Here is a 24,158-nt window from a genome sequence, read left to right as displayed (position 1 = left end):
ACCCGGGCGGCTACGCTCGGCTTGGGGCAGCGAACCGCCGCTGGATCTTAACGAGCCGTCCGAGCAGAAGGGCCGCGCCGACCGCGAGTCCCGTAATCAGGCCGACCCAATAGCCATAGGCCTGAAGCGGGGTGAACTCGGCCAGAAGGTAGCCCACGGGCAGGCCGATGACCCAATACGAAATAAACGTAATGATGAATGCCGGATTGACGTCTTTATATCCGCGCAGTACGCCCTGAACGGGGGTGGCTACCGCATCGGAGATTTGGAAGAAAATCGCATAGATCAGAAAATGCTGAATCAGTTCAATCACATGGCTTTCCTCTGAATAAAATCCGGCGACATAACGTCCGGCTACGAGCAGGACGACGGCGGTAATCAGCGAAAGGCCCACCGCGGTGGAAATGCCGAGCCTGCTGTATTGTCTGGCGTCCCGCAGCCGGCCCGCCCCGTTTTCGTAGCCGACCAGAATGGTGAGCGCCATGCTGATGCTGAGCGGAATCATATAGAGCGTGGACGCAAAATTCATCGCCGCCTGATGGGCTGCGATCGTCACCGTGTCGAAACGGCTCATCAGCAGGGTGACGCCGGAGAATACCCCGGTTTCAAAAAAGATGGAGAAGCCGATCGGCACCCCGATCTTCAGCAGCTCCTTCCACACGGAAAGCGATACACCGTACAACTTCCGGAAAATGCCGTAATCCGTGAACGGATGAAGCCGGTGGATGAACAGGATCGCGATCAGGAATACGCACCAATAAGTGATGGCGGATGAGATTCCCGCCCCTGCGCCTCCCAAGCGGGGAAAGCCCCAGTTGCCGAAGATCAGCAGGTAATTGCAGCCGACGTTAATCGGCAGCGAGATCAGCGTGATCAGCATCGAAATCCGGGTCTGGCCCAGGGCATCGATATAGCTTCGCAGCACGGTATAACCGAACATCGGAACGATGCCGATGGACAGGTAGCTCAAAAAGCGGAAAGCGATGTCCCGGACATTCCCTTCCAGGTTCATCCCGTCCAAAATAACAGGAAGCAGCAGCGAGCCGATTCCAAGGATCACAAGGGCCAGCAATATGGCGAGATACAGGCCCTGCACGACGTGATACGCTACTTTATTGCGGCTGCCGCCGCCGACCAGATGCGACACGATCGGGGTCATGCCCATCAGGATACCGCTCAGACCGGTCTGGAGCGGGATCCACAGACTTGTGCCGATCGCTACACCGGCAAGATCGGTCGAGCTGGCCCGGCCGGACATGTTGGTATCGAAAAACGTGATCGCGGAAAGCGCGATTTGCGTGACCAGAATCGGCAGCAGGATGACGAGAAACTGCATCGTTTTTTGCTTGAGCGACATGGTTGTTTTCATAATAAAATGAGCCTCACAGATATCTTGAATTCTGACATAAAGGTGACAAGACTATTATTGTAAACCATGGCACACCGGTTTGAACAGGGCTCTGTTCAAATAAATAAAACCCGGCGAAAGCCGCCGGGATAAAGAAGTGCGTTTATAATCATGCCGTTTGATCTAGACGGTACCTCTTATTTGTAGGCCACGCCTTGGGAATACCGGTTCGAAGCGTTCCACAGCAAGTATTCGTCCACGCCGGCGTCTTTCAAGGCGCGAATCTGATCCTGTACCTGTTGCTTGCCGTACTTCTCATAATGGCCGCTGCCGAGCCAACTTGCGGTAAAATCCTGAATCCACGGGCGGATGATCGGCTTGCGGTCTTTGAGCGGATCCAGCTTTTTGTGCGTATCGGCCATAGAGCCCTTGATCGTCTTGTAAGGCTCCTTGTCCGGATCCTGGGCGCCGAACCAGCCTGTCGTGTAATGGCTCGGATACACCATCGGACTGATGACGTCCACGTTTTCGGAGATTTTGCCGAAATCCTGACCGATCCCTTCGGCTGCCGGAACGGACGCCGCATAACCGAAGATGTCCACCGACACGCGAATGCCGAGAGGGGCCAGCTGCTTGCGGGCATACTGGACGAACTCTGCGACCGTATCCACGCGGGATTTATCGTTCTTAACGTATTTCAGCGTATCGGCCCGCTTCTCGAATCCTTCCGGGAACCGTACATAATCGAACTGAATTTCTTTAAAGCCAAGCTTGGCCGCTTCCTTGGCAATCGCGATGTTGTAATCCCATACTTCCTTGCTGTACGGGTTGACGAAGCTGTCGCCTTTGCCGTTCTCCCAGAGGGTTCCGTCCGGATTTTTAAACGATAGATCCGGCCGCTTCTTGGCAAGGACCGTATCTTTGAATACGACCACCCGGGCAATAGGGTACACCTTATGCTTGTTCAGGCGCTGCATCAGCTGGTTGATGTCGGGAATGAACGGCTGCGGTTTGCCCATCTGCTTCAACGTGGCATTGTCCGTCTTATAGGTTATGTATCCTGCATCGTCTTTGATGTCGACCACCATGGCGTTCAAATCGGTTTTGTCGATGAGATCCAGCAGCTGATTCATGCGTGAACCGCCGGCGCTGTATGCGGTAACGTAAATCCCTTTGACTTTGGGGGCGGTGACCTGCGGATCTACCTTGACGGGCGGGTGGTCTGCGCTGACCGGAACGTCTTGTTGGGATGCGATCATTGCGGAATGAACGGTTGCCTGAAACAATTGGCTTAACGGATGATGGCTGTCCTGCTGCGGATGACCGGCACTGCTGCCGAGCAACAGCAGCAGCGCCCAAATAATATTCATAATACTCTCTCCCCTTGAATGGCTTTACATGTCAATTATATCGGAACGACCTCCTGTTTGGTGCAACAGCTTTGTAATCATTTGGCGAAGGCTGCGCGGCTGGAATCTGGGGCGCCTTTCCTTTTCTTAAACGGATCAGCTTGGAATCAAACGGTCTCCCTCTTCCGTAGGGTTGCCACCGGGATGCTTAAATACTTGCGGGAAAAGCGACTTCCAACATTTTGACAAAATTGCAGTTCCCGTGCCCGGTGGCCGCTTCAGGACAAATAAAAATGCCACCCGCGCTGCCGCTGAAAGCGGCCATTCGCGAATGGCATGTTATTCAAGCACTTGCTACTTGCTATAAATCAGTGAAGCAGCGCGGAGCTCTGATGTTCACAGATGCTGTACTGGATGATCTCCATGGCATCTTCTTGTTCCAGAATGCTAAGTCCGTCCCGCAGCACAATGAGGGAATTCAGTTCATTTTGCTTCAAGAATGGCATCATATCCGGGAACCATTTCATGACGATTTGGGACAACTTTACCGTTTCCATTTCCATTTCCACAAAAATCACCCTTTCCTCCTTCGAATCTTCACAGTCAGATGATCCAACGCAAGGCGAATCGGAAAAGCGTTTTGGTGCTTTGGGAAATTCGGGTCTATCCTAATCTCATGGAACTATTGTAGGAAGCGCGCACTATTAATATACCACATTTGGTGTTTTTTTTACACAGCGCATACAAAAATCAGCTTCTGCGGAAGGAACCCATCACCCCGACGGTCTCGACAATGTTGACGAACGCCTTCGGGTCGGTCTGCTTGATGATGCGCTTCAGCTCGGCCAATTCGTACCGTGTGGTAACGGTCATCAGCATATCCTTTTCCACATTGGAAAAGGCGCCCTGCGTCTTGATCTTGGTTACGCCGCGCGGACGTTCCAGCAGCTGTTGAAGAAGGGCATCCGTCTCATTCGTGATGATGTACACAGTGACCTTGAAATGGCTGACGTGGATCATGTCCACGACCTTGCCCGTGACGAAAATGGAAACGATGGAGGCGAGCGCCAGGTTCCAATTGTCCTGCAAGTAACCGGCTGCGAGGATGACGACCCCATTCATGGCCACCAGTATGTTTCCGATCGGGAAGTCGCGGTAACGCGTAACGATGGACCCGATAATATCGAACCCGCCGGAGGAGCCGCCGGCACGGAAAGAGATGCCTGCCCCGATCCCGACGAGGACGCCGCCGAATACCGCAGCCAGCAGCGTATCGGACACGAGGGACGTTTCGGGGACTACCGCGATCAGCCACGTCGTGGCGACGACCGAAAGAATACTCAGAATTATGAAACGTTTGCCGAGCTGGAACCAGCCGGCGACAAGCATCGGTATGTTAAACACGAAATAAAGAACGCTGAGACTGATCGGTGTAAAATAATTCACGAGCATGGACAGGCCCGACACGCCCCCGCTCAGCAAATGAAGCGGTACGAGGAATAAATTGAACCCGCAGGCAATAAAAGCCGCACCAAGGACCACAACCACATACTTCCAAATATTTTTGAGCTCCAAGCTCATCACCTCATTATGTAATTTTCTGCAAGACGATTGAAAGTTGTTTCAGCTTGACTGGTGTTTGTAATTTGGTTTGTGATATAATGTATTAGATGTTCTTGAGTACGGTTGTACAATAGTATTATTTTGCATTGTTTCAGGAGAATAATTACCGTTTACTAAATTCTGTAGGCTGTTTTGTTTGCCCGGATAAACGCTATAGAGAATCGAAGCCATGAAAAATTTGATCGAAGTTTGGCTACCCTATATAATGTTTACCGCTACTTAAGAATACAGACAAGATTGTGGTATGTCCACTTTATAGAAGGAGTATGAAAAATTTGAAAAATTTCGCAGAATTAGGCCTCGAACCAAAGGTATTGCAGGCCATTACGGAGCTTGGATTTGAGGAAGCGACACCGATTCAGGCACAATCCATTCCGATCGCAATGAGCGGACGGGACATGATTGGCCAAGCACAGACGGGTACAGGCAAAACCGCTGCCTTTGGTATTCCGCTGATTAATAAAATTTCCAAAGATACGGATAAAATCGTCGCCCTCATTATGACACCTACCCGTGAGCTTGCGATTCAGGTCGCAGAGGAAATCGGAAAATTGACCCGTTTCAAAGGAATTGGCTCGCTGCCGATTTACGGCGGTCAAGACATCGGACGCCAGATCCGGGCGCTAAAGAAGAAGCCTCAAATTATTATCGGTACGCCAGGCCGTTTGCTTGACCACATTAACCGCAAAACGATCCGCCTGGACGACGTCGAAACCGTCATTTTGGACGAAGCCGACGAAATGCTGGATATGGGCTTCATGGAAGACATCCAAACGATCCTGAAGCTGGTGCCGGAAGAACGCCAAACGATGCTGTTCTCCGCGACGATGCCGCCGAACATTCAGAAGCTGGCTCAGCAATTTTTGAAAAATCCGGAGCATGTTTCCGTTATTCCGAAACAAGTCAGCGCACCTCTGATCGACCAGGCTTATATTGAAGTGCCGGAACGCCAGAAGTTTGAAGCGCTCAGCCGCTTGATCGATATGGAATCTCCGGAGCTTGCCATCGTTTTCGGACGCACGAAGCGCCGTGTCGACGAGCTGGCCGAAGCCCTGCAGAAGCGCGGATATTCCGCGGACGGCCTGCACGGCGACCTGTCCCAGAACCAGCGCGACACCGTGATGCGCAAATTCCGTGACGGAAGCATCGACGTGCTGGTAGCTACGGACGTTGCGGCCCGCGGCCTGGACGTATCCGGCGTTACCCACGTCGTGAACTTTGACCTTCCTCAGGATCCGGAAAGCTACGTGCACCGGATCGGACGTACCGGCCGTGCCGGGAAAGAAGGAACCGCGTGGACCTTCGTTACTCCGCGCGAAATGGATCATCTGCACCTGATCGAACGCGTAACCCGCCACCGGATTCCGCGCAAGCCGCTCCCTACGCTGGCCGAAGCCATCGAAGGCAAACAGCGCGTGACAGCAGAAAGATTGCTTGAAACCGTGGAGAAGGGCGAATTGAACGAATACAAAGGACTGGCCATCCAACTGCTGGAGCAGTACGACTCCGTGCAGCTGCTGTCTGCGGCATTGAAGATGCTGACAGGCGAGAAGAAGGATTCGGATATCCAGCTGACGCCGGAAGACCCGATCCGCGTCAAGCGCCGTCACAGCGGCAAGCCAGACCTGCGCAGCGGACGCAAACCGTCCGGCGGCTATCGCGGCGGCAGCAGTGGCAGCCGCAGCGGCGGAGGGTATAACCGTGACCGCGGCGACGGACGCGGAGGTTACAGCAAGAGCTACAGCGGACGCGGGGATTCGTACCGCGGCGACCGCAAACCGCGGACCAGCAGCAGCGAGGGACGCCGTACTACGAAACGCGAAGATTCTTACGAGAAGTAAGAACATAACAAAGAGGCGAAGTGCCGCGTGCACTTCGCCTCTTTTTTCATATCATCAAATTACCAGATGAATGCGCGAGTGATGATAACGAGCAGGATGAACAGCACCAGAATGGCGCCTGTGGAACCCCAAAGGCCATGACCGTAACCATAACCAACTCCGCCTACAGCGTGAGACATTGAACATAACCTCCTTCAAAAAGTTGAACTCTTTTGGATTACGGTGTATCTTATGACGGTTTTCGCCCGCATGTATAGACCAACACCCAGATGCCGGAAATTAGGCTCTGGCAATGTATGTCCCTAATGCGGTATTATTAAGGTACAGGCATGTTAGTGGAGGAGGAGACTTTTACTTGGAATTCAAAGGTGCAATGGGTGGAATTTACAAAATTACAGAGTGGATTACCCGGATAGCTTACAGCAATATCTTGTGGATGCTGTGTTCGATCCCGTTCTTCTTTTTTCTCGTAACGAAGCTGTTGGTAACGGGGGCTAACGAGTCGCTGCAGATGAACTGGGCTATGGGAATCGTGGCACCGTTTACATTGTTCCCTGCAACGGCGGCGCTGTTTGCAGTGGTACGTAAATGGGTGATGGGCGATACCGATATTAAAATTTTCAGCACCTATTTCAGAGCGTACAAGGAAAACTACAAACAAAGCATGGTCGGCGGCATTTTCTACGTGCTGCTGCTGGTTATTATGATGGTGGATTATACGGTCTATATGACCCAGTTCCGCAATATGCAGCTGATCGGGATTGTGATGCTGATCCTGCTGATCGTTCTGTTCCTGTCGATGTTCAACTTTTTCTCGATGATCGTTCATTACCATATGTCCATCGGACAGATTTTGAAGAACGCGATTCTGATTACGATCATCCGGCCTTTCCGGGTGCTTGCTACCGTGCTCGGGAGTGCGGTCGTCCTGTTTATCGGGTCTAAGTATCCTGCGCTGATCTTCTTCTTTGGCGGTAGCGTCATCGCATTGTGGGCGTTTTTCAACTTCTACGGCACCTACATGAAGATGCAGGAGCAAGCGGAGCGGCTCAAACAGAAGGAAGAAGAGGCGCAGCAGGAAGCCGCTGACGCAGATGATTCCGTAAGTTTGCAGGGCGATCCGGACAAGAGAGATGAATGGTACGAAGAAAGTGTTTCAAATGGCGATGAGCCGGGTAAAAGAAACTAAGCCAGCAAGCGATAATTTTCTTCTAAATTTTTACCATTTCGTTTACATGCTGACGATTTCGGTCTATAATAAGACTACATCCTGCGATGTTCGCCACGGTTAATCGTTGTTTTGAACCAATGATAATGTCTGAGGGAGATCTATATGAAGCGCAGCTGAAACGCCCTGTCTATATGACATGGGGACTTCAAAACCGCTTATGCGATCACCCACCTGCTAGAGCAGGTTCAGAAGACAATTTAACCGGACGGCATAGGCGGGTTTTTATTTTGTCGATGAACCCATTGCGACCATGATGGTGCAGAATAGAGAACATCCCAGCCGGTTCTATTTCCGGATTGGGGTGTTTTTTTTGTTGAATCTCCGGCATCAATCCGTACTTACTCTTTTGTTCTGACCGTAACAATGATAAACTGTTAAGTATTGATGATGTTTACTATAAAGGAGGAAAGGTCTTGTCGCTAAAGAGAGTTCTAGTGGGGGTCATTCGCAGTCAAGAAGGAACAAGCGACCGCGCGAAGGATCCTAAAATGAAAACGCGCTATTACAATTTATCGAAAGACAAGGCATGGGAGGAAATCTCCTCGACACTTAAAAAAATTCCTGGCTACAAAGTGCTGCACGAGGTGTCTTCCGTCGGGGAAATCACGCTGGAGAAGAGAACCTCGCTTGGCCGTACCGTGGATATTACCATTTCGGTGCTATCGGTTGGTCCAGTCCGCACCGCTGTTGATATGTATTCCGCCTCCCGGGGCTCGCTGGGGGATCTGGGGTATAATTACCGGATTATTTTAAACTTGTTCGGCATATTGGATAAGAAACTGGCTAAATACAAAATAACACAATGAGTAAGGAAAAAGCGGGAGAAAGATCAGCTCTTTCTCCCGCTTTTTATGGGAACATGGCGGCTTAAGCCGAATTACAGCAGTTCTTTAACGGCTGCTACGGCATTTTCGTAGTTCGGATGCTCGGCCATTTCCTTCAGGTACTCGACATATGTAATCTTGTCGTTTTTGTCCACGACGAAAATGGAGCGCATGTCCAGACGGAATTCCTTAATATGAACACCGTACGCGTCGCCGAACGACATCTCCTTGTGGTCGGAAAGGGTCACGACACGGTCGATTCCGGCAGCGGCACACCAGCGTTCCTGGGCGAATGGAAGGTCGGCGCTGATGGTCAGCACGATCACGTCGTCGCCAAGGCCGGCGGCTTCTTCGTTGAAACGGCGCGTTTGGGCGTCACATACTCCCGTATCAAGAGAAGGAACGACACTAATTAATTTGATTTTACCGGCATAATCCTTAAGAGTAGCCTCTTCAAGCAAATTTTTGCTGACCTTGAAATCCGGAGCGGCGTCGCCCACATGAAGTTCCGGGCCAATGAGGGTAATCGGATTGCCTTTGAATGTAGCTGCATTGGTACGTTCTTGTGCCATATGAAATCTCCTTCCTGGTTATCAAAAATTGGTGATTCGTGACAAAGTCCATTATAATCTTTTTAAAAAGGCATTGTCCAATTTCGTCGGCGGTTTACTCGGTTATAGAAGGAAGGATAACATGTTATTTGTACGTTATGAGAATCTGAAAAGTTATTTGAAGTACTACCCGATCACGACGCTGCTCTTTGTCATCAACCTGGTGATGTTTCTCATTATGGCCTTTAACGGGGGCTCCACCAACAATGAAACGCTGATCCGGTTTGGAGCACTGACGAACATCGATCAATATAATGAGTGGTGGAGATATGTCAGCTCCATGTTTTTGCATGCGGGTTTTTCCCATTTGCTGTTTAACAGCTTCGCGCTGCTCGTGTTTGCCCCGCCACTGGAGAGGCTGCTTGGTTCTTGGCGATACGGGCTGCTGTACTTGTTAAGCGGTATTCTGGGCAATTTGATGACAGTGGCTCATTACAACCGTACCGGAGAGATTCTGATCTCCATAGGCGCTTCAGGAGCGATTTACGGCATTTACGGCGCCTATCTGTATATCGCTTTGCTTCAGCGGCAGTGGATGGACGACGCCTCCCGGAAAACCGTGTACGGCATATTGATCGTGGGGGTCGTCGTAACCTGGGTTTCACAATCCAACATCAACTGGGTGGCCCATATGGGCGGATTGATCGGCGGTTTCTTTATTTATGGACTGATGGCGAGGGTGCTGAGAAGGCGCCGCTAGCCAAGCTCGGATGAACAGGTATCGTATAAGCAGAATGGAGCGAAAGTAGTGGAATTAAGACAGTTGCAATACTTTTTGAAGGTAGCACAGAAGGAGCATGTCACGCAGGCTGCAGAGGAGCTGCATGTCGCCCAGTCAGCGGTGAGCCGGCAGATTCATCAGCTGGAGGAGGAACTCGGAGTCCACTTATTCATGCAGAAAGGAAGAAACCTGCAGTTAACCCCCGTAGGGCAGCTGTTCTGCAAACGGGTGGAGGGTATCCTGAAGGATTTGGATAAGGCGGTCATGGAGGTTCATGAATTTCTGGATCCGGAGCAGGGAGAAATTCGTATCGGATTTCCGCACAGCCTGGGGATTCATTTGATCCCTTCCGTGGTGGCCGAATTTAAACGCCGGTATCCGAACGTGAAATTCCGTTTCAAGCAGGGGATGTTCCCGTCCTTGATCCGTGATGTGATCTCGGCGGAAGTCGATTTGGCCTTCATTTCACCTTTCCCGGAAAAGCATGAACATGTGGAAGGCGAAGTGATCCTGACCGAAGAGCTGTATGCGATTCTGCCGCCGAACCATCCGTTGGCCGAGAAGGAGAGCATCAAGCTCGTCGAGCTGAAGGATGAGAAGTTCGTTCTCTTCAGCAAAGGCTATTCTTTGCGGCCGATTGTCTGGCATGCTTGCCTCGAGGCGGGCTTTACGCCGAAGATTGCCTTCGAAGGTGAGGAGACCGACACGATCCGCGGACTGGTGGCCGCTGGCATGGGTGTCAGCATCCTGCCGGAGCTGGCCTTGTTCCAGACCAATCCGCTGCAGCCGGCACGCGTTAAAATTTCGGAGCCGAAAGTCACCCGCACGATCGGGCTGATTCATCGTTCGGACGATAAGCTTCCTCTGGTGGCCCAGTCTTTCCGCACCTTTCTGCTTAAATATTTCGGCTTACACCAGAACAATAAAAATACCCCGGTCGGTTAAACGACACGGGGTATTTTTATATTTGAAGCCGGATATTTACATACTTGTTTGTATTAGTCACGGTTGTTGCTGTTCGTAAAGATCAAAATGTACCGGAGCAGTTCGAGCAGGGAAACCAGCGCCGCTGCAACATAGGTCAGGGCTGCGGAGTTCAGCACCTTGGCCACGCCCCGTTCTTCTTCGTTCGTGATGTATCCTTCCGAAACCATAATCTCGCGGGCCCGGTTACTTGCGTTAAATTCGACCGGCAGCGTGATCAGCTGGAAAGCAACCGCAACGGAGAAGAAGATAATGCCGAGTCCGATCAGTCCAAGCCATTGGAAAAGGAAACCGGCAATCAGAAGGATCGGAGCAAGTCCAGATGCAAAGTTGACGATCGGGAAAATCCGGTGGCGCAGTACCAGCATCGGATAGTGCTCCTTATGCTGAATGGCGTGGCCGATCTCGTGACAAGCAACGGAAATCGCCGAGATGGAGCTCTCGTAATACACCGGTTCCGACAGGCGGACGACGCGGTTAATCGGGTCGTAGTGGTCGGAGAGGGCTCCGCGTACCGGTTCGATCGGCACGTCATGCAGCCCGTGGGTATCCAGCATGTGCCGGGCCGCGTCATATCCGGTCATGCCACTGTTCGCCTGAACCGTGGACCACTTCTTGAAGGTACCCTGAACTCGAAACTGTGCCCAGAGCGAAAACAGAAATGCAATAATGATAAGTATATACATTCCGTCGAAATACATTTCCATACCTCCTGCTTTATTTTGCGGGAAACTAGAGGGTTGGGCCGTGCTGTTCAAGGAAGAGGCGAATGGCCTCGATGCACGCCGCACCTTGCGGGAGGAGATTCAGCAGCACCAGCCGCGCATGGCTTGGCTTCATTTGCTTAATCAGCGGTTCGAGCTCCTTCACTTCGCGCTGCAGCTGCTGCATATGAAGCTCGAGGTGAGACAGCTTGTCGGACACCTGCTTCTCTTCCGGAACCGAATCCCACTTCTCAAGCATCTCTTTAATCTCATCCAAACTATATTTCTCTTGTTTCAATTCATTAATACGTTTAAGCCGGACCAAGGTTTCATGGCTGTACAAACGGTAATTCTTAAGCGTGCGCTTCTCTGGAAAAATCAATCCCAGCTTGGTGTAATAATCAATTGTACGCTCGCTGACACCACCAGCCTTAGCTAATTCACCGATCCGATACAGTATCATATCCCCATCCTATATCACCTCGCAGGAAATTAAACGAATGCTCGTTTCCATATTATATTACTTAAATTATGATACATGAATCCGAACCGTACAGTCAAACGTCATGCTTTTCCTGTAAAGCTGACATTGTAAGTTAATATTACATCAGAAACATTTTTTCAGTATTTTCAAAAAATATCTTGTCAATTTCAGGACTATCGGCTTATAATGTCATTAAGAATTTCACTTTGTGTTAGAAATATTGACATTGGGGGAATGGGGTACATGAAAAGAAAATGGTTAGGAATCATGTTATTAATGCTTACATTGCTGACGTTTCCCGTAACGGTTTTTGCAGCCGATGACGGGGCGACCAACGTTCAACTACAGGCTGGGTTGAACACCTTCTTCGTATTTATGGCTGCTATGCTCGTGTTTTTTATGCAGGCGGGTTTCGCGCTTTTGGAAGCCGGTACGGTACGGATGAAGAACGCGGGTCATATCGCAGGGAAGACCGTACTGACACTCGGAATTGCCATCGTCGTTTTCTGGGCAGTCGGTTTTGGCCTAGGGTTCGGCAATGGGAACAGTTTATTCGGAACGACGGGATTTTTCCTGACCGGCGATTCCATGGCGGCGTCCTTTGATTCCTTATCCGCATCGGATGCGTCGCTGACCGTTAAGTTTTTGTTCCAGCTATCCTTTGCGGCCGTTTCGCTGGCCATTGCCTGCGGCGGTATGGCGGAACGCGCTAAATTGAGTGTATATATCGTATTTGGAACGATCTTCATGATCGTACTTTATCCGGTTGTTGCCCACTGGGTATGGGGCGGAGGCTGGTTGGGGCAATTGGGTATGCAGGACTATGCCGGATCGACCGTCGTGCATCTGACAGGTGCGACCGCAGCCCTGGTCATCACTTACATGCTGAAGCCGCGCCTTGGCAAATACAACAAGGACGGCAAGCCTAACAGCATTCCGGGTCACAATCAGGTATTATCGGTACTTGGCGTGTTTATTCTGTGGATCGGCTGGTTCGGTTTTAACCCTGGCAGTGCGCTGACACCGCTGATGGACGGATTTTTCGGATATGTGGCCTTGACCACCAACCTGGCTGTAGCTGCCGGTGCTGTTGCCGCCCTGCTGATTTCCTGGGCAATATTCGGCAAAGCCGATATCCCTAGCATGCTGAACGGCGTTTTGGCCGCTCTCGTTGCTATCACCGGTTCTTGTGCATTCGTGGATGCGTGGGCAGCGATCGTGATCGGTGCGGTTGCCGGTATCATTACCTTCTTCACGGCTCAATGGTTTGAGAGAGCGGGACTTGACGATCCGATTTACGCTTTTTCCGTACACGGTATTGCCGGGATTTGGGGTGCCGTTTCCACAGGGTTGTTTGCAACGCCGAAGCTTGTTGAGATTACTGGCGTCGGAAAACCCGGACTGTTCTATGGCGGTGGATTCTCGCAGCTGGGCGTTCAAGTACTGGGTGTTCTCGGGGCGTTCGTATTCGTTCTCGTGATCTCCTTTATCGTCATCGCTATTATGAAAGCAACGATGGGAATCCGCGTTACCGAAGAGGAAGAAATGATGGGTCTGGACATCAGCGAACACGGCACTTACGGCTATCCGGAGCAAATGAGACTGCTCGTTGATTCCGAGATCAGACCATCGGCGTCTTCCGCATCGGCTCCTAAGCCATCTGCGGGAACCAACGAGTCCTTTACCTAAGTCTAAAGAAATATGAATGAATATAATTCACCATGGAGGGGGTGAACCGTATGGAACCGCTGAAGTCGGGATCATGTGACCTGGACCTCGGTACGATCGCTTATGCGAACTCGCGTGAAGAGCTTCGGAGTCGGCGGCTGGACTGCCAGGAACAGCTTCAGGAAATGTTCGCTGACATGCCGATCGGGGCCTGGTCTGCACTCGTCAATGAAATGCATGATTTGATCGCGGCCAGAGCCGTCGACATCTGCGAGCGGGAACTGGAGGAGGCCGGTTACGGCCTGCCTCCCGTCTCCTACGCCTTCGTCGTATTCGGCAGTGCGGGCCGTAGGGAGTCGACGCTGTGGAGCGATCAGGATAACGGCCTTATTATCAGCGACGAGCCGGATGCATATAAGGAAGCTTACTTTCAAATCTTCGGTCAACGGCTGTCGGACCTGTTTGAATATTTGGGCTATGAAAAATGCAAGGGGAAAGTCATGTGTTCCGAGCCGCTGTGGCGCAAAACGCTGGAGGGTTGGAAAACGCAGCTCTCCCGCTGGCGCAATGACTTCAGCTGGGAACCGGTTCGCTACCTGATTATCGCTACAGATATGCGCTATATTTCTGGTGATCGCACACTTTCTGAGTCGTGGAAGGCTTTTTTCGGAAAATGTCTCGATGAGACGCCGGAACTGGCGATCGCGATTCTGCGGAATACGGTCAGACATAAAGCAACGCTAAATCTGCTCGGCCAGGTCGTTACCGAACGGTTTGGAGAACATGCCGGAGATTTTGACGTGAAATACGGGGTGTACATCCCGATTGTCAACAGCGTCCGATATATGGCCCTCCAGCAGGGAGTCAAGGAATCATCCACGCTGAAACGGCTGGAGAGGCTGATGGTGCTGGACGGGGGCAACATGCTGCTGGAGAACGTGCAGCGCGCCTTTCTTACCGCCTTGATGCTGAGGTCGACCGCCCCCCACCGCGAAGAAAGGGGCATCTTCATGAGCAGCGGATACATTCCGCAGAAGGAGCTCAAGAAAAGGCCGCTGATGTATGAGCTTCGCGAAAGCCTGACCGTCGTCAGGCGGACACACCGGGCGCTGCAGCGTCAGCTCCGTTTCGCGGAGAGGAGACGACCATGAAGACGCCGGAGCGGGGGAACAGCGGGTTCTGGAGCCTGCTTCGGCAGGGAGGCATGCCTTCTGCGATTGCTTCAGTGATGGGAGGATCCTCCGCACAGCAGATGGCGTTTATCCGCTCGCTGATGAGAGAACAACGGCGGCCGGAGGTTCTGCATACTCCGCTCAGCGAGCTGGAAACCGTCGTGTTTGATCTGGAGACGACGGGATTTAACGTTCAGCAGGGCGATGAAATTTTGTCGATCGGGGCGCTCCGGGTCAAAGGCGGCGAAATCAAAGAGGATGAGTCGTTCTACAGCCTCGTTCAATGCAAACGCCCGGTGCCGTCCCACATTACCGGATTGACGGGGATTACGCAGGCGATGATCAACGAAGCGCCGCCGCTGATGGACGGTCTGCACGGATTCATGAATTTCGTTGGGGGAAGGGTGCTGGTCGCCCATGCGAGCGCCCATGACAAATCCTTTTTGAATGCGGCACTGTGGAAAACCTCGAAGGTGAACCTCAGCCACCGGGTGATCGACACGATGATGATTGCCCGCTGGCTGGAGCCGCAGCGCGCGAGCTTTGCGCTGGACGACCTGCTGATGGCGAAAAATATTCCGATCGAGGGAAGGCATCACGCTTTGGAGGATGCCAAGATGACCGCAAAGCTGTGGGTTATGTACCTGCGGGACATATCGCGCAGGAGACAGGTGGAGACGCTGGGCGACCTGTACGCCTATCTAAGCCATGCGTAACCGGGCCGGGCGGAGATGAAAATCGCCCGCTGCTGATCGTTCAATGAAGTAAGCTTGAGTCAGGATGGAAGATCCCGATTGGTCGGGGGAGCTGATCAAGTAGATACGGAGCAAATCTCCGAAAAGCGGGAGCTGACGCAAATCCTCCTCGGACGGAGCGGGAACGGTGTGTGGATGCGTGTGAAAGATTCCGAGCAGTCCCGAAGGGTTCAGACACTGCTGGACCCACGCCTGGGGATCCAGGACGAAGCGGTGCAGCGGGTCAGGCGCTACGTTGCGGATCGGGATCAACGTCTCGATTCGCATGCCGCCCGCTGCAGCATTACCCCGCAGTACACCGCAGGCTTCATAAGGCCGATGAAGAAATAGCTGCTCCGCCAATCCGTGGGCGCAAGCAGCATCCAGCCATATTTCTTCGTCGTATACGTGAAGCTCTGTCAACCGTATTCTCCCCTCTCACTTTGGCCTCTGCATTTGGCAGGGGCTCTTTTTTTTGTGCGTTCATATCATGTCAAGTGTAGCGGGATGCCCGTACAATCGCAAGGGACGTGCTCGGCAAATCGCATTGTGGCACAAGCCAAATAGGTCGTTGGGAAAAATTTTGCAGTTCATTTGTAAGTTCCCGTGAAAAGAGGGTAAAATATAAGGGATACCACTTTATGAAAAAAAGGGACGACATCAATGAAACGTAATTTGTATATTCTGCTCGCCTTTTTGGTGCTGGCGGGTGTTGTAGTTTACCAAAGTGCAGGCGACAAAATCCAGGCTGCCTTTCAGCAGGAGAAGCCGATGCCGACCGAAACGAAGCCGCAAGCGGGATATCTGGCACCGGCCTTCACGGCCACGGGGCTCGACGGGAAGGAATACCGTGTCGGCGGGGCGCAGGACAAGGCTATTCTGGTGAATTTTTGGGCTTCCTGGTGCGATCCGTGCCAGCAGGAAGCGCCCGAGCTGCATGCCTTGGCGGAGAAATACAAGGATGACCTGAATATTTACGGCATCAATGTCACCAAATACGACAACAAGAAAAACGCCAAAAGCTTCGTCGAGAAATACGACGTGAATTTTCCGGTCATGCTGGACCTGAAAGGAACGATTTACGACCAGTACAAAGGAGCCGTGTTCCCGACGAACGTGCTGATCGACAAAAATGGCGTCGTGCAGGATGTGATCCTGGGCATTCTGCCGTCCAAGGATCTGGAGAAGAAGATCAAGCATCTGATCGAGTCCTAGTTTAAGGAGAATGGGAGACCCGCCGCGTGAACGGAGGTCTTCTTTTTTTTGTGAATTTGTTGTAGAACATAAAAGACCGTCCAGGATAGCTCCCGGACGGTCTGCTTCAGTTAAGCTGATATGAATGGTTTAGTGATTGACCAGCCCTTGCGACGGTGAAGCCGCTTCAGGTTCCGATGTCTGAAGGATCTGTCCCAGCAGGGCGTAGCGCATACTGTCGACCAGCGCCTCCCAGCTCGCCTCGATGACGTTCTCGGACACGCCGACGGTGTTCCAAGACTGGTTGATGTTGCGGGATTCGATCAGTACGCGAACCTTGGCCGCGGTCGCATCCTTCTCATCGAGCACGCGGACCTTATAGTCGGACAGGTGCATTTCCTTGATCGCCGGGAAGTACTGCACAAGCGCCTTCCGCAGCGCATTGTCAAGCGCATTGACCGGACCGTTTCCCTCGGCCGCAGTATAGACGTTGTTGCCGGCGACGTTCAGCTTGACGAACGCCTCGGAAACGACGGCTCTGCCGGCGGTTTTCTCTACCAGCATTTTGAAGGATTCAAAGGTGAACAGTTCCTTCATTTCGCCGCCGGCTTCGCGCAGGAGCAGCTCTAGGGACGCGTCTGCCGCTTCGAACTGATAGCCCTGGTGCTCGAGATCCTTGATCTTCTCGATCACTTTGCGCGAATGCTCGCTCGTGGAATCGAAGTCCAGGCCCATATCTTGCGCTTTGGACACGATATTGCTCTGGCCGGCCAGCTCCGACACCAGCACGCGCTGCTTGTTGCCGACGAGCTCGGGCACGATATGCTCGTACGTGCGCGAGTCGCGAAGAATGGCGGAGACGTGGATCCCGCCTTTGTGGGCGAATGCCGCGTTACCGACATACGGCTGGTTCACTGGCATGTTGACGTTGGCAATTTCGCTGACGAAGCGGGCGGTGTTGGTCAGCTGCTTCAGGCGATCTTCACCGATGCACTCGTAACCGAGCTTGAGCTCCAGGTTCGGAATGATAGAGCAGAGATTCGCGTTGCCGCAGCGTTCGCCGTATCCGTTGATCGTTCCCTGAACCTGGCGGGCGCCGGCTTCTACCGCGCTGAGCGTGTTGGCCACGGCGAGCTCGCAGTCATTATGCGTATGGATGCCGAATTGGGCCTGAGGGATAAGCGATGTCAGGCTGGTGACGATCCCGTGGATTTCGTGCGGGAGGGTTCCGCCGTTCGTGTCGCACATCACCAGCCAATCGGCGCCGGCTTCCTTGGCTTTCTTCAGCACGGACACGGCATAGTCCGCATTGTTCTTATAGCCGTCGAAGAAGTGCTCGGCGTCAAAAATGACTTCAAGCCCCTGCTGCTTCAAAAAGGCGATCGAGTCGTAAATCATGGCCAGGTTCTCATCCAGCGTGGTCTGCAGCGCTGTATGGACATGGAAGTCCCAGGATTTGCCGACGAGCGTGGCGGCCTGTACACCGGATTCTAGAATGCGCTTTAAGTTTCCGTCCTGCTCAGCTTTGCTGTCTTTACGGCGCGTGCTGCCGAAAGCGGTGATTTTGGCGCTCAGGCCCAGCTGCTGAACCCTTTTAAAAAACTCGATGTCCTTGCTGTTGCTTCCCGGAATGCCACCTTCAATATATTGTACGCCAAGCTCATCGAGCTTCTTGGCAATCTTCAGTTTATCGTCGGCGGACAAGCTGACACCTTCGCCTTGGGTGCCGTCCCGCAGGGTCGTATCGAAGATGGAAATGGACTTAGACATGGGAGTCCTCCTTTGGAAGTCTTGGAATGATCACTACGTCATTTGTATAATTCATTATTATATCATTTTTACGCGGGAATGTAACAAAGAATTCCTCGTGCAAGTAGGTTCCCAGGGTTCTTGACCTCGTTTCTGGCGAGGGGTATGCTGGATTTATGAATTTGGTAAGGGTGAGAAAGATGGACAAGCCAAGCGTTGATGCCTATTATCCGCAGAATGGAAGGGTCATTCTGCATGTCGATATGAACGCGTTTTATTGCTCCGTCCATGAGGCGGAGGAGCCGGAGAAATACCGGGGCATGCCCACCGCGGTTGCAGGGAGCATGGAGCTGCGTAAGGGAATTATCGTTACTTGTTCCTATGCTGCGCGGAAACGGGGCATTTCAACAGGCATGCTGGTCACCCGGGCGCTGAAGCTGTGCCCGGAGCTGATCGTCATCAAGCCTGATTTTGATTTATACCGCAAATACTCCAAGGCGTTTATGAAAATCGCCTATTCCTATACGCCGCTGATGCAGGCGACTTCGATTGACGAATGCTATCTCGATATTACCGGATCGAAGCAGTTCGGGACGCCCCAGCACATCGCTGAGGAAATCCAGCGGCGGATCTATGAGGAGCTCGGGCTGCCGTGCTCTATCGGGATCGCCCCGAACAAGCTGCTGGCCAAGATGGGCTCCGATATGAAAAAGCCGAACGGCATCTCGGTCCTTCGCATCCGCGATGTGCCGAACGTGCTGTGGAGCAAGCCCTGCGGCGAGCTGTTCGGGATCGGCGGCAAAACGGCGGAGAAGCTGCGCAAAATCGGCATCCATACGATCGGCCAGCTGGCGCGTACGGACGAAGAAGCGCTGATCCGCGTGTTCGGGGTCGTGGGAGCCTGGATGAAGCAGGCGGCGAACGGCATTGACCATTCTCCGGTGGTGGAGGATCGGGAGCAGAGCAAATCGGTCGGGCATACCACGACGCTGCCTCACGACATCAGCGCCAAGGAAGATGTCAACCGGGTGCTGCTCAATTTAAGCGATCAGGTAGCCCGGCGCTTAAGAAGGAAGGAACTGGTTGCAGGCGGGGTGCAGATCACGATCCGGACGCCGGACATGAAGACGATCACGCGTGCCCGCGTGCTGCCTGCCCCGACCGAAAATGCCGAGGACATCTACGAGGCGGCACGCAAGCTGTATGCGGAGCATTGGAGCTGGGACAAGCCGGTCAGGCTGCTCGGCGTGACGCTGCAGCATTTGGTGCCGAAGGAGGAATCGGCGATCCAGCTTGATCTGTTCAGCTATGAGAAGCAGCCGAAGAAGGAGAACCTGACGAAGATCATGGACGAGCTGCGGAACAAGTTCGGGGAGAACGCCGTCGTTACCGCGGGGATGCTCGGCGACGATCCGTCGGCGCTGCTGCGCAACCATCGGGTACGGGGAACGTCGCTGCAGATGGATTTTGCCGATAAGCGCGATGAGGATCTTCCGTAGGGGGCTAGGGCGAAAGTCACGAAACGAAAATATGTGATTTTTGTCATTGAAGAGACGGTGAAATTTGCGTTACCATAGAAATATGGTTTTGCTGCTATAGTGGAGAACATTTCGTTTTTTTTGGATAGATCATTTATATAGATAAATAGAAAGGTAGAGGAGAGCCATGGCCAAATATACTTGGGTTGAGAAAGATACCTGCATCGCGTGCGGCGCCTGCGGCGCAACCGCTCCGGATATTTACGATTACGACGATGAGGGGCTGGCGGGAGTCGTGTACGGCGGCGACGACAACACAGGCAACACCGAAATTCCTGAAGAGATGTACGATGACCTGCAGGATGCCGTTGACGGCTGCCCGACCGATTCCATTAAGATCGCGGACTGCCCTTTTCATAAAGAAGGCTGAAGCATCGCTGCATACGCCTATGTCTGAAAACATCCCCCGGCCGAATAGGCCTCGAGGGGGATGTTTTTTTGTTTTCCGCGTGCCGATATAAATAGAAAGAACATTTGCGCATGGAGGTTACCGTTGAAGAATTCGCTCTATCTCAAAAAATACGTTCAGATGCATCCGGACAATAAAATGGGATGGTATTTGCTGGGGAAGGAATATGAAAAAAGCGGGCAGCAGGGGAAAGCCAACTACTGCTTTAACCAGTCGGGCGGAATTTATGAAGCCTTTGAAACGAGCCGGGTGCCTTCGGATATTTGGCTGGAATACGAACAGAAGCTGCTGAAGCAGGCCGAGGATGCGGAGCGGAAGCGGCGGCGGATTCGCCGGGCGGCGGTTGCCTTGATGATTCTCATTCTGGTGCTGATTCCTTCGGTGGAGTCGCCGCAGCGGCAGAGCCTTGCCGAAGAATCGGCGAACCCCGGGGAAGAAGTGCAGGCGGCTGCAGCAGCAGGTGATATGCCGGAGAAAACGGGTACGGGTATAGGCGAGGGGGCTGCGGCAGAAGCCAGACAGCCTGCATCCGGTACGGTGTTTACCGCACTGGGCGAGGACGATGGGGACGGCAAGGCGCACCTGCTAGCGGATGAAATGTCAATCGCGCAGAAATCCAGGAACCGCTTGGCGGTCCTGACCATGAAACGGCAGGGAAAATGGCTGCTGTGGTCGCGCGATCTGCCAGTCTCTTATACGATGCTTTCCGGCGGGAAAGGAAAGATGACCTATCAGTCCTATAACGCCAAAGACTGCGCATGCAAACCTGAGGATCAGGAAGCATTGCAGTCCGCCGCCGCGAAATGGACCCTGGAGCAGGAAGAGCTGGCTTTGCTGTACAGCGCCATGGCTGCCTACCGGGACAAGAACGGAGCCCTGCCGAAGTCCGTGAACGATCTGACGCGGCCGTTTCCGGAAAATTGGGTTTCGGGACGGACGCCGCGCATGCAGGAGGCGTTTGCCCCGATGGCCGAATGGATGCAATCCGGCGGTAGTTCTTCTAAGGGACAAGAAGGCGGGAGCGGTGAAACGGCATCCGGTGCCAATACGCCGTCGTCTCCGTTTGCTTCGACATGGGGGCAGGAGCCCTTTTTGCAGGAGCGGCTCGAAATTATCGTCGATAAAGCGGCGCACCGTCTGGCCGTAGTCAGCGGGGATAAGCTCATCCGCAGTTATCAGGTTGGACTGGGGGGAGAACGTACGCCGGAGGGAAAATACAAAATTTCGATCAAGGTGATGAATCCGAACGGCCGGGATGACGGCGAATTTGGAAGCAGGGGCATGCAGCTGTCGGACACCAATTACGCGATTCACGGCACGGACGAACCCGACAGCGTCGGTAAGGACGAATCCAAAGGCTGCATCCGCATGAGCAGGGCGGACATTGAGGAGCTTTTTGATCTCGTACCGTTAGGCACCCCTGTTCTCATCAGCAAGGGGGTTCTGCCTGATCTGCCGCTCGTGCCGAAGGAAAGATTCCTTACGAAGCCGAGGCAGGATCAGACGAACTCCCATCAGACGTATCACTGGCTGTGAACCGCAGCCCTGGCAGAAAGGCTTGTCCCAAACGATAATGCGTTAGATTATAGAATTAAAAATTTACACGTTGAAAATAATCAGAACCGAAATGAGCAGAATGAGCAAAAGCAGGCCGACCCCGACCGAAAGCACCGCCCTCCGGTTGACTTCGTCCTTCTTCTGCTGAAGCGTCGGCGGTTTGCGCTTGGTTGCCATGACGTTCTACCTTCTTTCCTAATCAGATTCAATCTTACCCTCATTGTAATGGCTTTCAATGTAAAATACCAGCAGGGGATGGGCTTGGAGCCAGCCGGTTCGATCAGGCAAAAAACTTTATTTTTATACCGATTAAGGATAAACTGAAGGATAGAGACAACAATGTGCATGGAGAGGAAGATTGGCTGGTGCTGTACCGAAATTTGGCAAAACCGATTTTTTTTAAAATGGATCCGGAGAAAGCTCACCATTTGGTCATCGGCGGACTTCATTCCGCGGGCGCGTTTCCGGGAGGAACGGGCCTACTGCGAAGCATGTACGGCGTGAACGAGACGGCAGACCTCGCAGTGGATCTGTTCGGCATACATTTTCCGACACCGGTTGGACTTGCAGCAGGATTGGACAAGAATGCGGCAGCGGTCGACGGTTTTTCTTCCATCGGCTTTGGTTTTATGGAGGTTGGCACGGTGACGCCGAAGGGACAGCCGGGCAACGAGCAGCCCCGCCTGTTTCGCCTTCCGCCCGACGAGGCGCTTGTGAACCGGATGGGATTCAACAACGAGGGAGCGGAGGCCATGGCCAAGCGGCTGGCGGCCATCAAGAACCGCAGAATCCCGGTCGCCGTGAACATCGGCAAAAATAAAGTAACTCCGAACGAGGAAGCCTATAAGGATTATCAGGAATGCCTGCGTACCCTGTATCCGTACGGGGATTTTTTTGTGGTTAACATCAGTTCGCCGAACACGCCGGATTTGCGCAATCTGCAGTACGGCAGCGAACTTTCGACATTGGTCCGGCATATTATGGAAGAGATGCGGGCACAAGCCGCCAAGCACGGAGAGTCCAAGCATATTCTGGTGAAAATTGCGCCTGATGTGAGCGACGGCGAGCTGGAAGAAATGGTCGACGCGCTGGCTCCGAGCGGGATCTCCGGCATTATCGCCACGAACACCACGATCGGGCGGGAAGGGCTGAGCCATCCGAATGCCAAGGAAACCGGTGGACTTAGCGGCAAACCGCTGCGTATCCGTTCCACGGAGGTCGTATCCCGGGTATACCGCCAGACGGGCGGCAAGCTGCCGATTATCGGTTCCGGCGGCATTTTTACGGCTGAAGATGCTTATGAGAAGATCAGGGCAGGTGCTAGCCTGGTGGAAATTTATACTGCCCTTATATATGAAGGACCCGAAATCAACCGGAAAATCAACGCCGGGCTGAGAGAGCTTTTGCGTCGTGACGGCTTTGCCCATATCTCCGAGGCTGTGGGGGCAGACCATCACTGAGGGAGACAGACAGGAGGCATGTGAATGGACGGCAGAGATTGGGGATTGTTTCTACTACCGTATGAACAAACCGTTGAGGAACTGAAGGTCAAATTCAAGACGATGCGTGCGGAACTGAAGAAGAGAGAGGAATATGCCCCGATCGAGTTCGTGACCGGACGCGTCAAGAAAATATCGAGCATTCTGGACAAGGCGAAGCGGCTTAGCGTTCCAATGGATCAATTGGAGCAAGGGATCGAGGATATCGCCGGCATCCGGATCATGTGCCAGTTCGTCGAGGATATCCGCCGCGTGGCCGAATATATTCGCAAGCGGAAGGATCTGACGGTGCTGTATGAAAAGGATTATATTACGAATTATAAAGAAAGCGGCTACCGCAGTTTTCATATGATCGTGGAGTACCCGGTTCAGACGGCGCTTGGTCAAAAACCGGTGCTGGCGGAGATCCAAATCCGCACGCTGGCGATGAATTTCTGGGCGACGATCGAGCATTCGCTCAGCTATAAGTACAGGGAGAGCCTTCCGGAGAACATCCGCAAGCGGCTGCAGACCGCGGCCGAAGCGGCATCCGTGCTGGATAACGAAATGTCGAGCATCCGTGAGGATATCCTTGAGGCGCAGAAGCAGTTTGAGGACGATTCCAACGTGACCTCTACGGTGCTGGCGATGATCCATCAGCTCTACTTCTATCATCTGGTGAACGAGGCGATGGCGTTCCAGGAACGGTTCAATCAAATCTGGTCCCAGACCGAGCCAGGCAAGCCCCATGACATGGAGAGCATGAGACAGCTCCTCGACGAGGTGCGGGAACTGATGGCGGCCTATAAGAAAAATTCTATCGACGTCTTCTCACAGGAGACAGACCGAGATTAGCGGAAATTTTTCTTGCGATCATGGGATGTTTCAGTATCCCTGAAATCTTACAGCCATGATCTAAAGAAAAACGATCCTTCCGAT

Annotated in this window: 25 protein-coding genes and 1 other RNA gene; 15 read left to right on the top strand and 11 right to left on the bottom strand. The window is 52.8% G+C overall.

The features are described from left to right. Nucleotides 1–10: 10 nt before the first annotated feature. The 4 genes from K2F33_RS31805 to K2F33_RS31790 form a co-directional block, all read right to left on the bottom strand. The gene (locus K2F33_RS31805; RefSeq protein ID WP_076170242.1) at nt 11–1,369 is read right to left on the bottom strand and encodes an MATE family efflux transporter; all 1,359 of its coding nucleotides are present in this window, start codon (nt 1,367–1,369) and stop codon (nt 11–13) included. A gap of 176 nt (nt 1,370–1,545) precedes the next feature. Beyond that, entirely contained in the window at nt 1,546–2,718 is a 1,173-nt protein-coding gene (locus K2F33_RS31800) for a putative glycoside hydrolase (protein ID WP_089546052.1), read from the bottom strand. A 347-nt stretch (nt 2,719–3,065) separates the two neighbouring features. Next, nucleotides 3,066–3,260, bottom strand: a complete 195-nt coding sequence (locus tag K2F33_RS31795; protein WP_076170738.1) for a hypothetical protein — start codon at nt 3,258–3,260, stop codon at nt 3,066–3,068. Nucleotides 3,261–3,447: 187 nt separating this feature from the next. Next, on the bottom strand, nt 3,448–4,278 hold the full coding sequence (locus tag K2F33_RS31790) for a YitT family protein (RefSeq protein ID WP_105441575.1): 831 nt from the start codon (nt 4,276–4,278) through the stop codon (nt 3,448–3,450). Between the two features lie 317 nt (nt 4,279–4,595). On the opposite strand from K2F33_RS31790, the gene K2F33_RS31785 reads away from it, so the two are divergent. Beyond that, nucleotides 4,596–6,161: a degradosome RNA helicase CshA gene (locus tag K2F33_RS31785; protein ID WP_089546056.1), complete on the top strand. Its 1,566-nt coding sequence runs from the start codon at nt 4,596–4,598 to the stop codon at nt 6,159–6,161. Nucleotides 6,162–6,220: 59 nt separating this feature from the next. Here the strand turns inward: K2F33_RS31785 and K2F33_RS31780 are convergent, their stop codons facing one another. Beyond that, nucleotides 6,221–6,340 (bottom strand): YjcZ family sporulation protein, encoded by a 120-nt coding sequence (locus K2F33_RS31780; RefSeq protein WP_208629305.1) that lies wholly within the window; start codon nt 6,338–6,340, stop codon nt 6,221–6,223. A gap of 176 nt (nt 6,341–6,516) precedes the next feature. On the opposite strand from K2F33_RS31780, the gene K2F33_RS31775 reads away from it, so the two are divergent. The 3 genes from K2F33_RS31775 (at nt 6,517) to K2F33_RS31765 (ending at nt 8,198) form a co-directional block, all read left to right on the top strand. Next, on the top strand, nt 6,517–7,350 hold the full coding sequence (locus K2F33_RS31775; RefSeq protein ID WP_076170238.1) for a YesL family protein: 834 nt from the start codon (nt 6,517–6,519) through the stop codon (nt 7,348–7,350). A 75-nt stretch (nt 7,351–7,425) separates the two neighbouring features. Then, nucleotides 7,426–7,617: non-coding RNA, 6S RNA (ssrS, locus tag K2F33_RS31770), on the top strand. A gap of 188 nt (nt 7,618–7,805) precedes the next feature. Continuing rightward, complete coding sequence (locus K2F33_RS31765; RefSeq protein ID WP_076170237.1) at nt 7,806–8,198, top strand: DUF1499 domain-containing protein; 393 nt, start codon at nt 7,806–7,808, stop codon at nt 8,196–8,198. A gap of 71 nt (nt 8,199–8,269) precedes the next feature. Here the strand turns inward: K2F33_RS31765 and tpx are convergent, their stop codons facing one another. Further along, nucleotides 8,270–8,788: a thiol peroxidase gene (gene tpx / locus K2F33_RS31760; RefSeq protein WP_076170236.1), complete on the bottom strand. Its 519-nt coding sequence runs from the start codon at nt 8,786–8,788 to the stop codon at nt 8,270–8,272. A gap of 121 nt (nt 8,789–8,909) precedes the next feature. On the opposite strand from tpx, the gene K2F33_RS31755 reads away from it, so the two are divergent. Then, nucleotides 8,910–9,527: a rhomboid family intramembrane serine protease gene (locus K2F33_RS31755; protein WP_076170235.1), complete on the top strand. Its 618-nt coding sequence runs from the start codon at nt 8,910–8,912 to the stop codon at nt 9,525–9,527. Between the two features lie 48 nt (nt 9,528–9,575). Further along, the gene (locus K2F33_RS31750) at nt 9,576–10,493 is read left to right on the top strand and encodes a glutamate biosynthesis transcriptional regulator GltC (RefSeq protein WP_076170234.1); all 918 of its coding nucleotides are present in this window, start codon (nt 9,576–9,578) and stop codon (nt 10,491–10,493) included. 53 nt (nt 10,494–10,546) lie between these two features. Here K2F33_RS31750 and K2F33_RS31745 read toward each other — a convergent pair whose 3' ends face one another. Together K2F33_RS31745 and K2F33_RS31740 are read right to left on the bottom strand one after the other, a co-directional pair. After that, on the bottom strand, nt 10,547–11,233 hold the full coding sequence (locus tag K2F33_RS31745) for a zinc metallopeptidase (RefSeq protein ID WP_076170233.1): 687 nt from the start codon (nt 11,231–11,233) through the stop codon (nt 10,547–10,549). 31 nt (nt 11,234–11,264) lie between these two features. Then, nucleotides 11,265–11,699, bottom strand: coding sequence for a MerR family transcriptional regulator (locus K2F33_RS31740; RefSeq protein WP_076170232.1), 435 nt, complete (start codon nt 11,697–11,699; stop codon nt 11,265–11,267). Nucleotides 11,700–11,963: 264 nt separating this feature from the next. On the opposite strand from K2F33_RS31740, the gene K2F33_RS31735 reads away from it, so the two are divergent. Genes K2F33_RS31735 through K2F33_RS31725 form a run of 3 tightly spaced genes read left to right on the top strand, consistent with a single transcriptional unit; the run spans nt 11,964 to nt 15,276 of the window. After that, nucleotides 11,964–13,409 (top strand): ammonium transporter, encoded by a 1,446-nt coding sequence (locus K2F33_RS31735; RefSeq protein WP_263880545.1) that lies wholly within the window; start codon nt 11,964–11,966, stop codon nt 13,407–13,409. Between the two features lie 50 nt (nt 13,410–13,459). Beyond that, nucleotides 13,460–14,539: a DUF294 nucleotidyltransferase-like domain-containing protein gene (locus K2F33_RS31730; RefSeq protein ID WP_263880544.1), complete on the top strand. Its 1,080-nt coding sequence runs from the start codon at nt 13,460–13,462 to the stop codon at nt 14,537–14,539. Beyond that, nucleotides 14,536–15,276 carry an exonuclease domain-containing protein gene (locus K2F33_RS31725; RefSeq protein ID WP_076170229.1) on the top strand — a complete coding sequence of 247 codons (741 nt, stop codon included), beginning with the start codon at nt 14,536–14,538 and terminating at the stop codon, nt 15,274–15,276. The genes K2F33_RS31730 and K2F33_RS31725 overlap by 4 nt, the downstream gene beginning before the upstream one ends. Here the strand turns inward: K2F33_RS31725 and K2F33_RS31720 are convergent. Beyond that, nucleotides 15,262–15,717 (bottom strand): Mov34/MPN/PAD-1 family protein, encoded by a 456-nt coding sequence (locus K2F33_RS31720; RefSeq protein ID WP_263880543.1) that lies wholly within the window; start codon nt 15,715–15,717, stop codon nt 15,262–15,264. The two genes, K2F33_RS31725 and K2F33_RS31720, sit on opposite strands and share 15 nt — an antisense overlap. 240 nt (nt 15,718–15,957) lie before the next feature. Between K2F33_RS31720 and K2F33_RS31715 the strand changes: the two genes are divergently transcribed. Then, nucleotides 15,958–16,509, top strand: a complete 552-nt coding sequence (locus K2F33_RS31715; RefSeq protein ID WP_076170227.1) for a TlpA family protein disulfide reductase — start codon at nt 15,958–15,960, stop codon at nt 16,507–16,509. Nucleotides 16,510–16,638: 129 nt separating this feature from the next. On the opposite strand, the gene cimA is transcribed toward K2F33_RS31715, so the two are convergent. Beyond that, nucleotides 16,639–18,258 (bottom strand): citramalate synthase, encoded by a 1,620-nt coding sequence (gene cimA / locus K2F33_RS31710; protein ID WP_076170226.1) that lies wholly within the window; start codon nt 18,256–18,258, stop codon nt 16,639–16,641. A 155-nt stretch (nt 18,259–18,413) separates the two neighbouring features. Between cimA and K2F33_RS31705 the strand changes: the two genes are divergently transcribed. The 3 genes from K2F33_RS31705 (at nt 18,414) to K2F33_RS31695 (ending at nt 21,720) form a co-directional block, all read left to right on the top strand. Further along, entirely contained in the window at nt 18,414–19,736 is a 1,323-nt protein-coding gene (locus tag K2F33_RS31705) for a DNA polymerase IV (RefSeq protein ID WP_256992725.1), read from the top strand. A gap of 166 nt (nt 19,737–19,902) precedes the next feature. Then, nucleotides 19,903–20,145 carry a ferredoxin gene (locus K2F33_RS31700; protein ID WP_089546064.1) on the top strand — a complete coding sequence of 81 codons (243 nt, stop codon included), beginning with the start codon at nt 19,903–19,905 and terminating at the stop codon, nt 20,143–20,145. Nucleotides 20,146–20,268: 123 nt separating this feature from the next. Continuing rightward, complete coding sequence (locus K2F33_RS31695) at nt 20,269–21,720, top strand: L,D-transpeptidase (protein ID WP_263880542.1); 1,452 nt, start codon at nt 20,269–20,271, stop codon at nt 21,718–21,720. A gap of 63 nt (nt 21,721–21,783) precedes the next feature. On the opposite strand, the gene K2F33_RS31690 is transcribed toward K2F33_RS31695, so the two are convergent. Further along, on the bottom strand, nt 21,784–21,918 hold the full coding sequence (locus tag K2F33_RS31690; RefSeq protein ID WP_263880541.1) for a hypothetical protein: 135 nt from the start codon (nt 21,916–21,918) through the stop codon (nt 21,784–21,786). Between the two features lie 188 nt (nt 21,919–22,106). Here K2F33_RS31690 and K2F33_RS31685 point away from each other — a divergent pair, with 188 nt between their 5' ends. Beyond that, complete coding sequence (locus tag K2F33_RS31685) at nt 22,107–23,201, top strand: quinone-dependent dihydroorotate dehydrogenase (protein ID WP_076170733.1); 1,095 nt, start codon at nt 22,107–22,109, stop codon at nt 23,199–23,201. A 24-nt stretch (nt 23,202–23,225) separates the two neighbouring features. After that, on the top strand, nt 23,226–24,074 hold the full coding sequence (locus K2F33_RS31680) for a GTP diphosphokinase (protein WP_076170223.1): 849 nt from the start codon (nt 23,226–23,228) through the stop codon (nt 24,072–24,074). Nucleotides 24,075–24,158: the final 84 nt, after the last annotated feature.

It is taken from the genome of Paenibacillus sp. PSB04, assembly GCF_025809195.1.
Taxonomy (GTDB): domain Bacteria; phylum Bacillota; class Bacilli; order Paenibacillales; family Paenibacillaceae; genus Paenibacillus_AQ; species Paenibacillus_AQ favisporus.
This window is presented reverse-complemented; position numbering and strand designations above follow the sequence as displayed.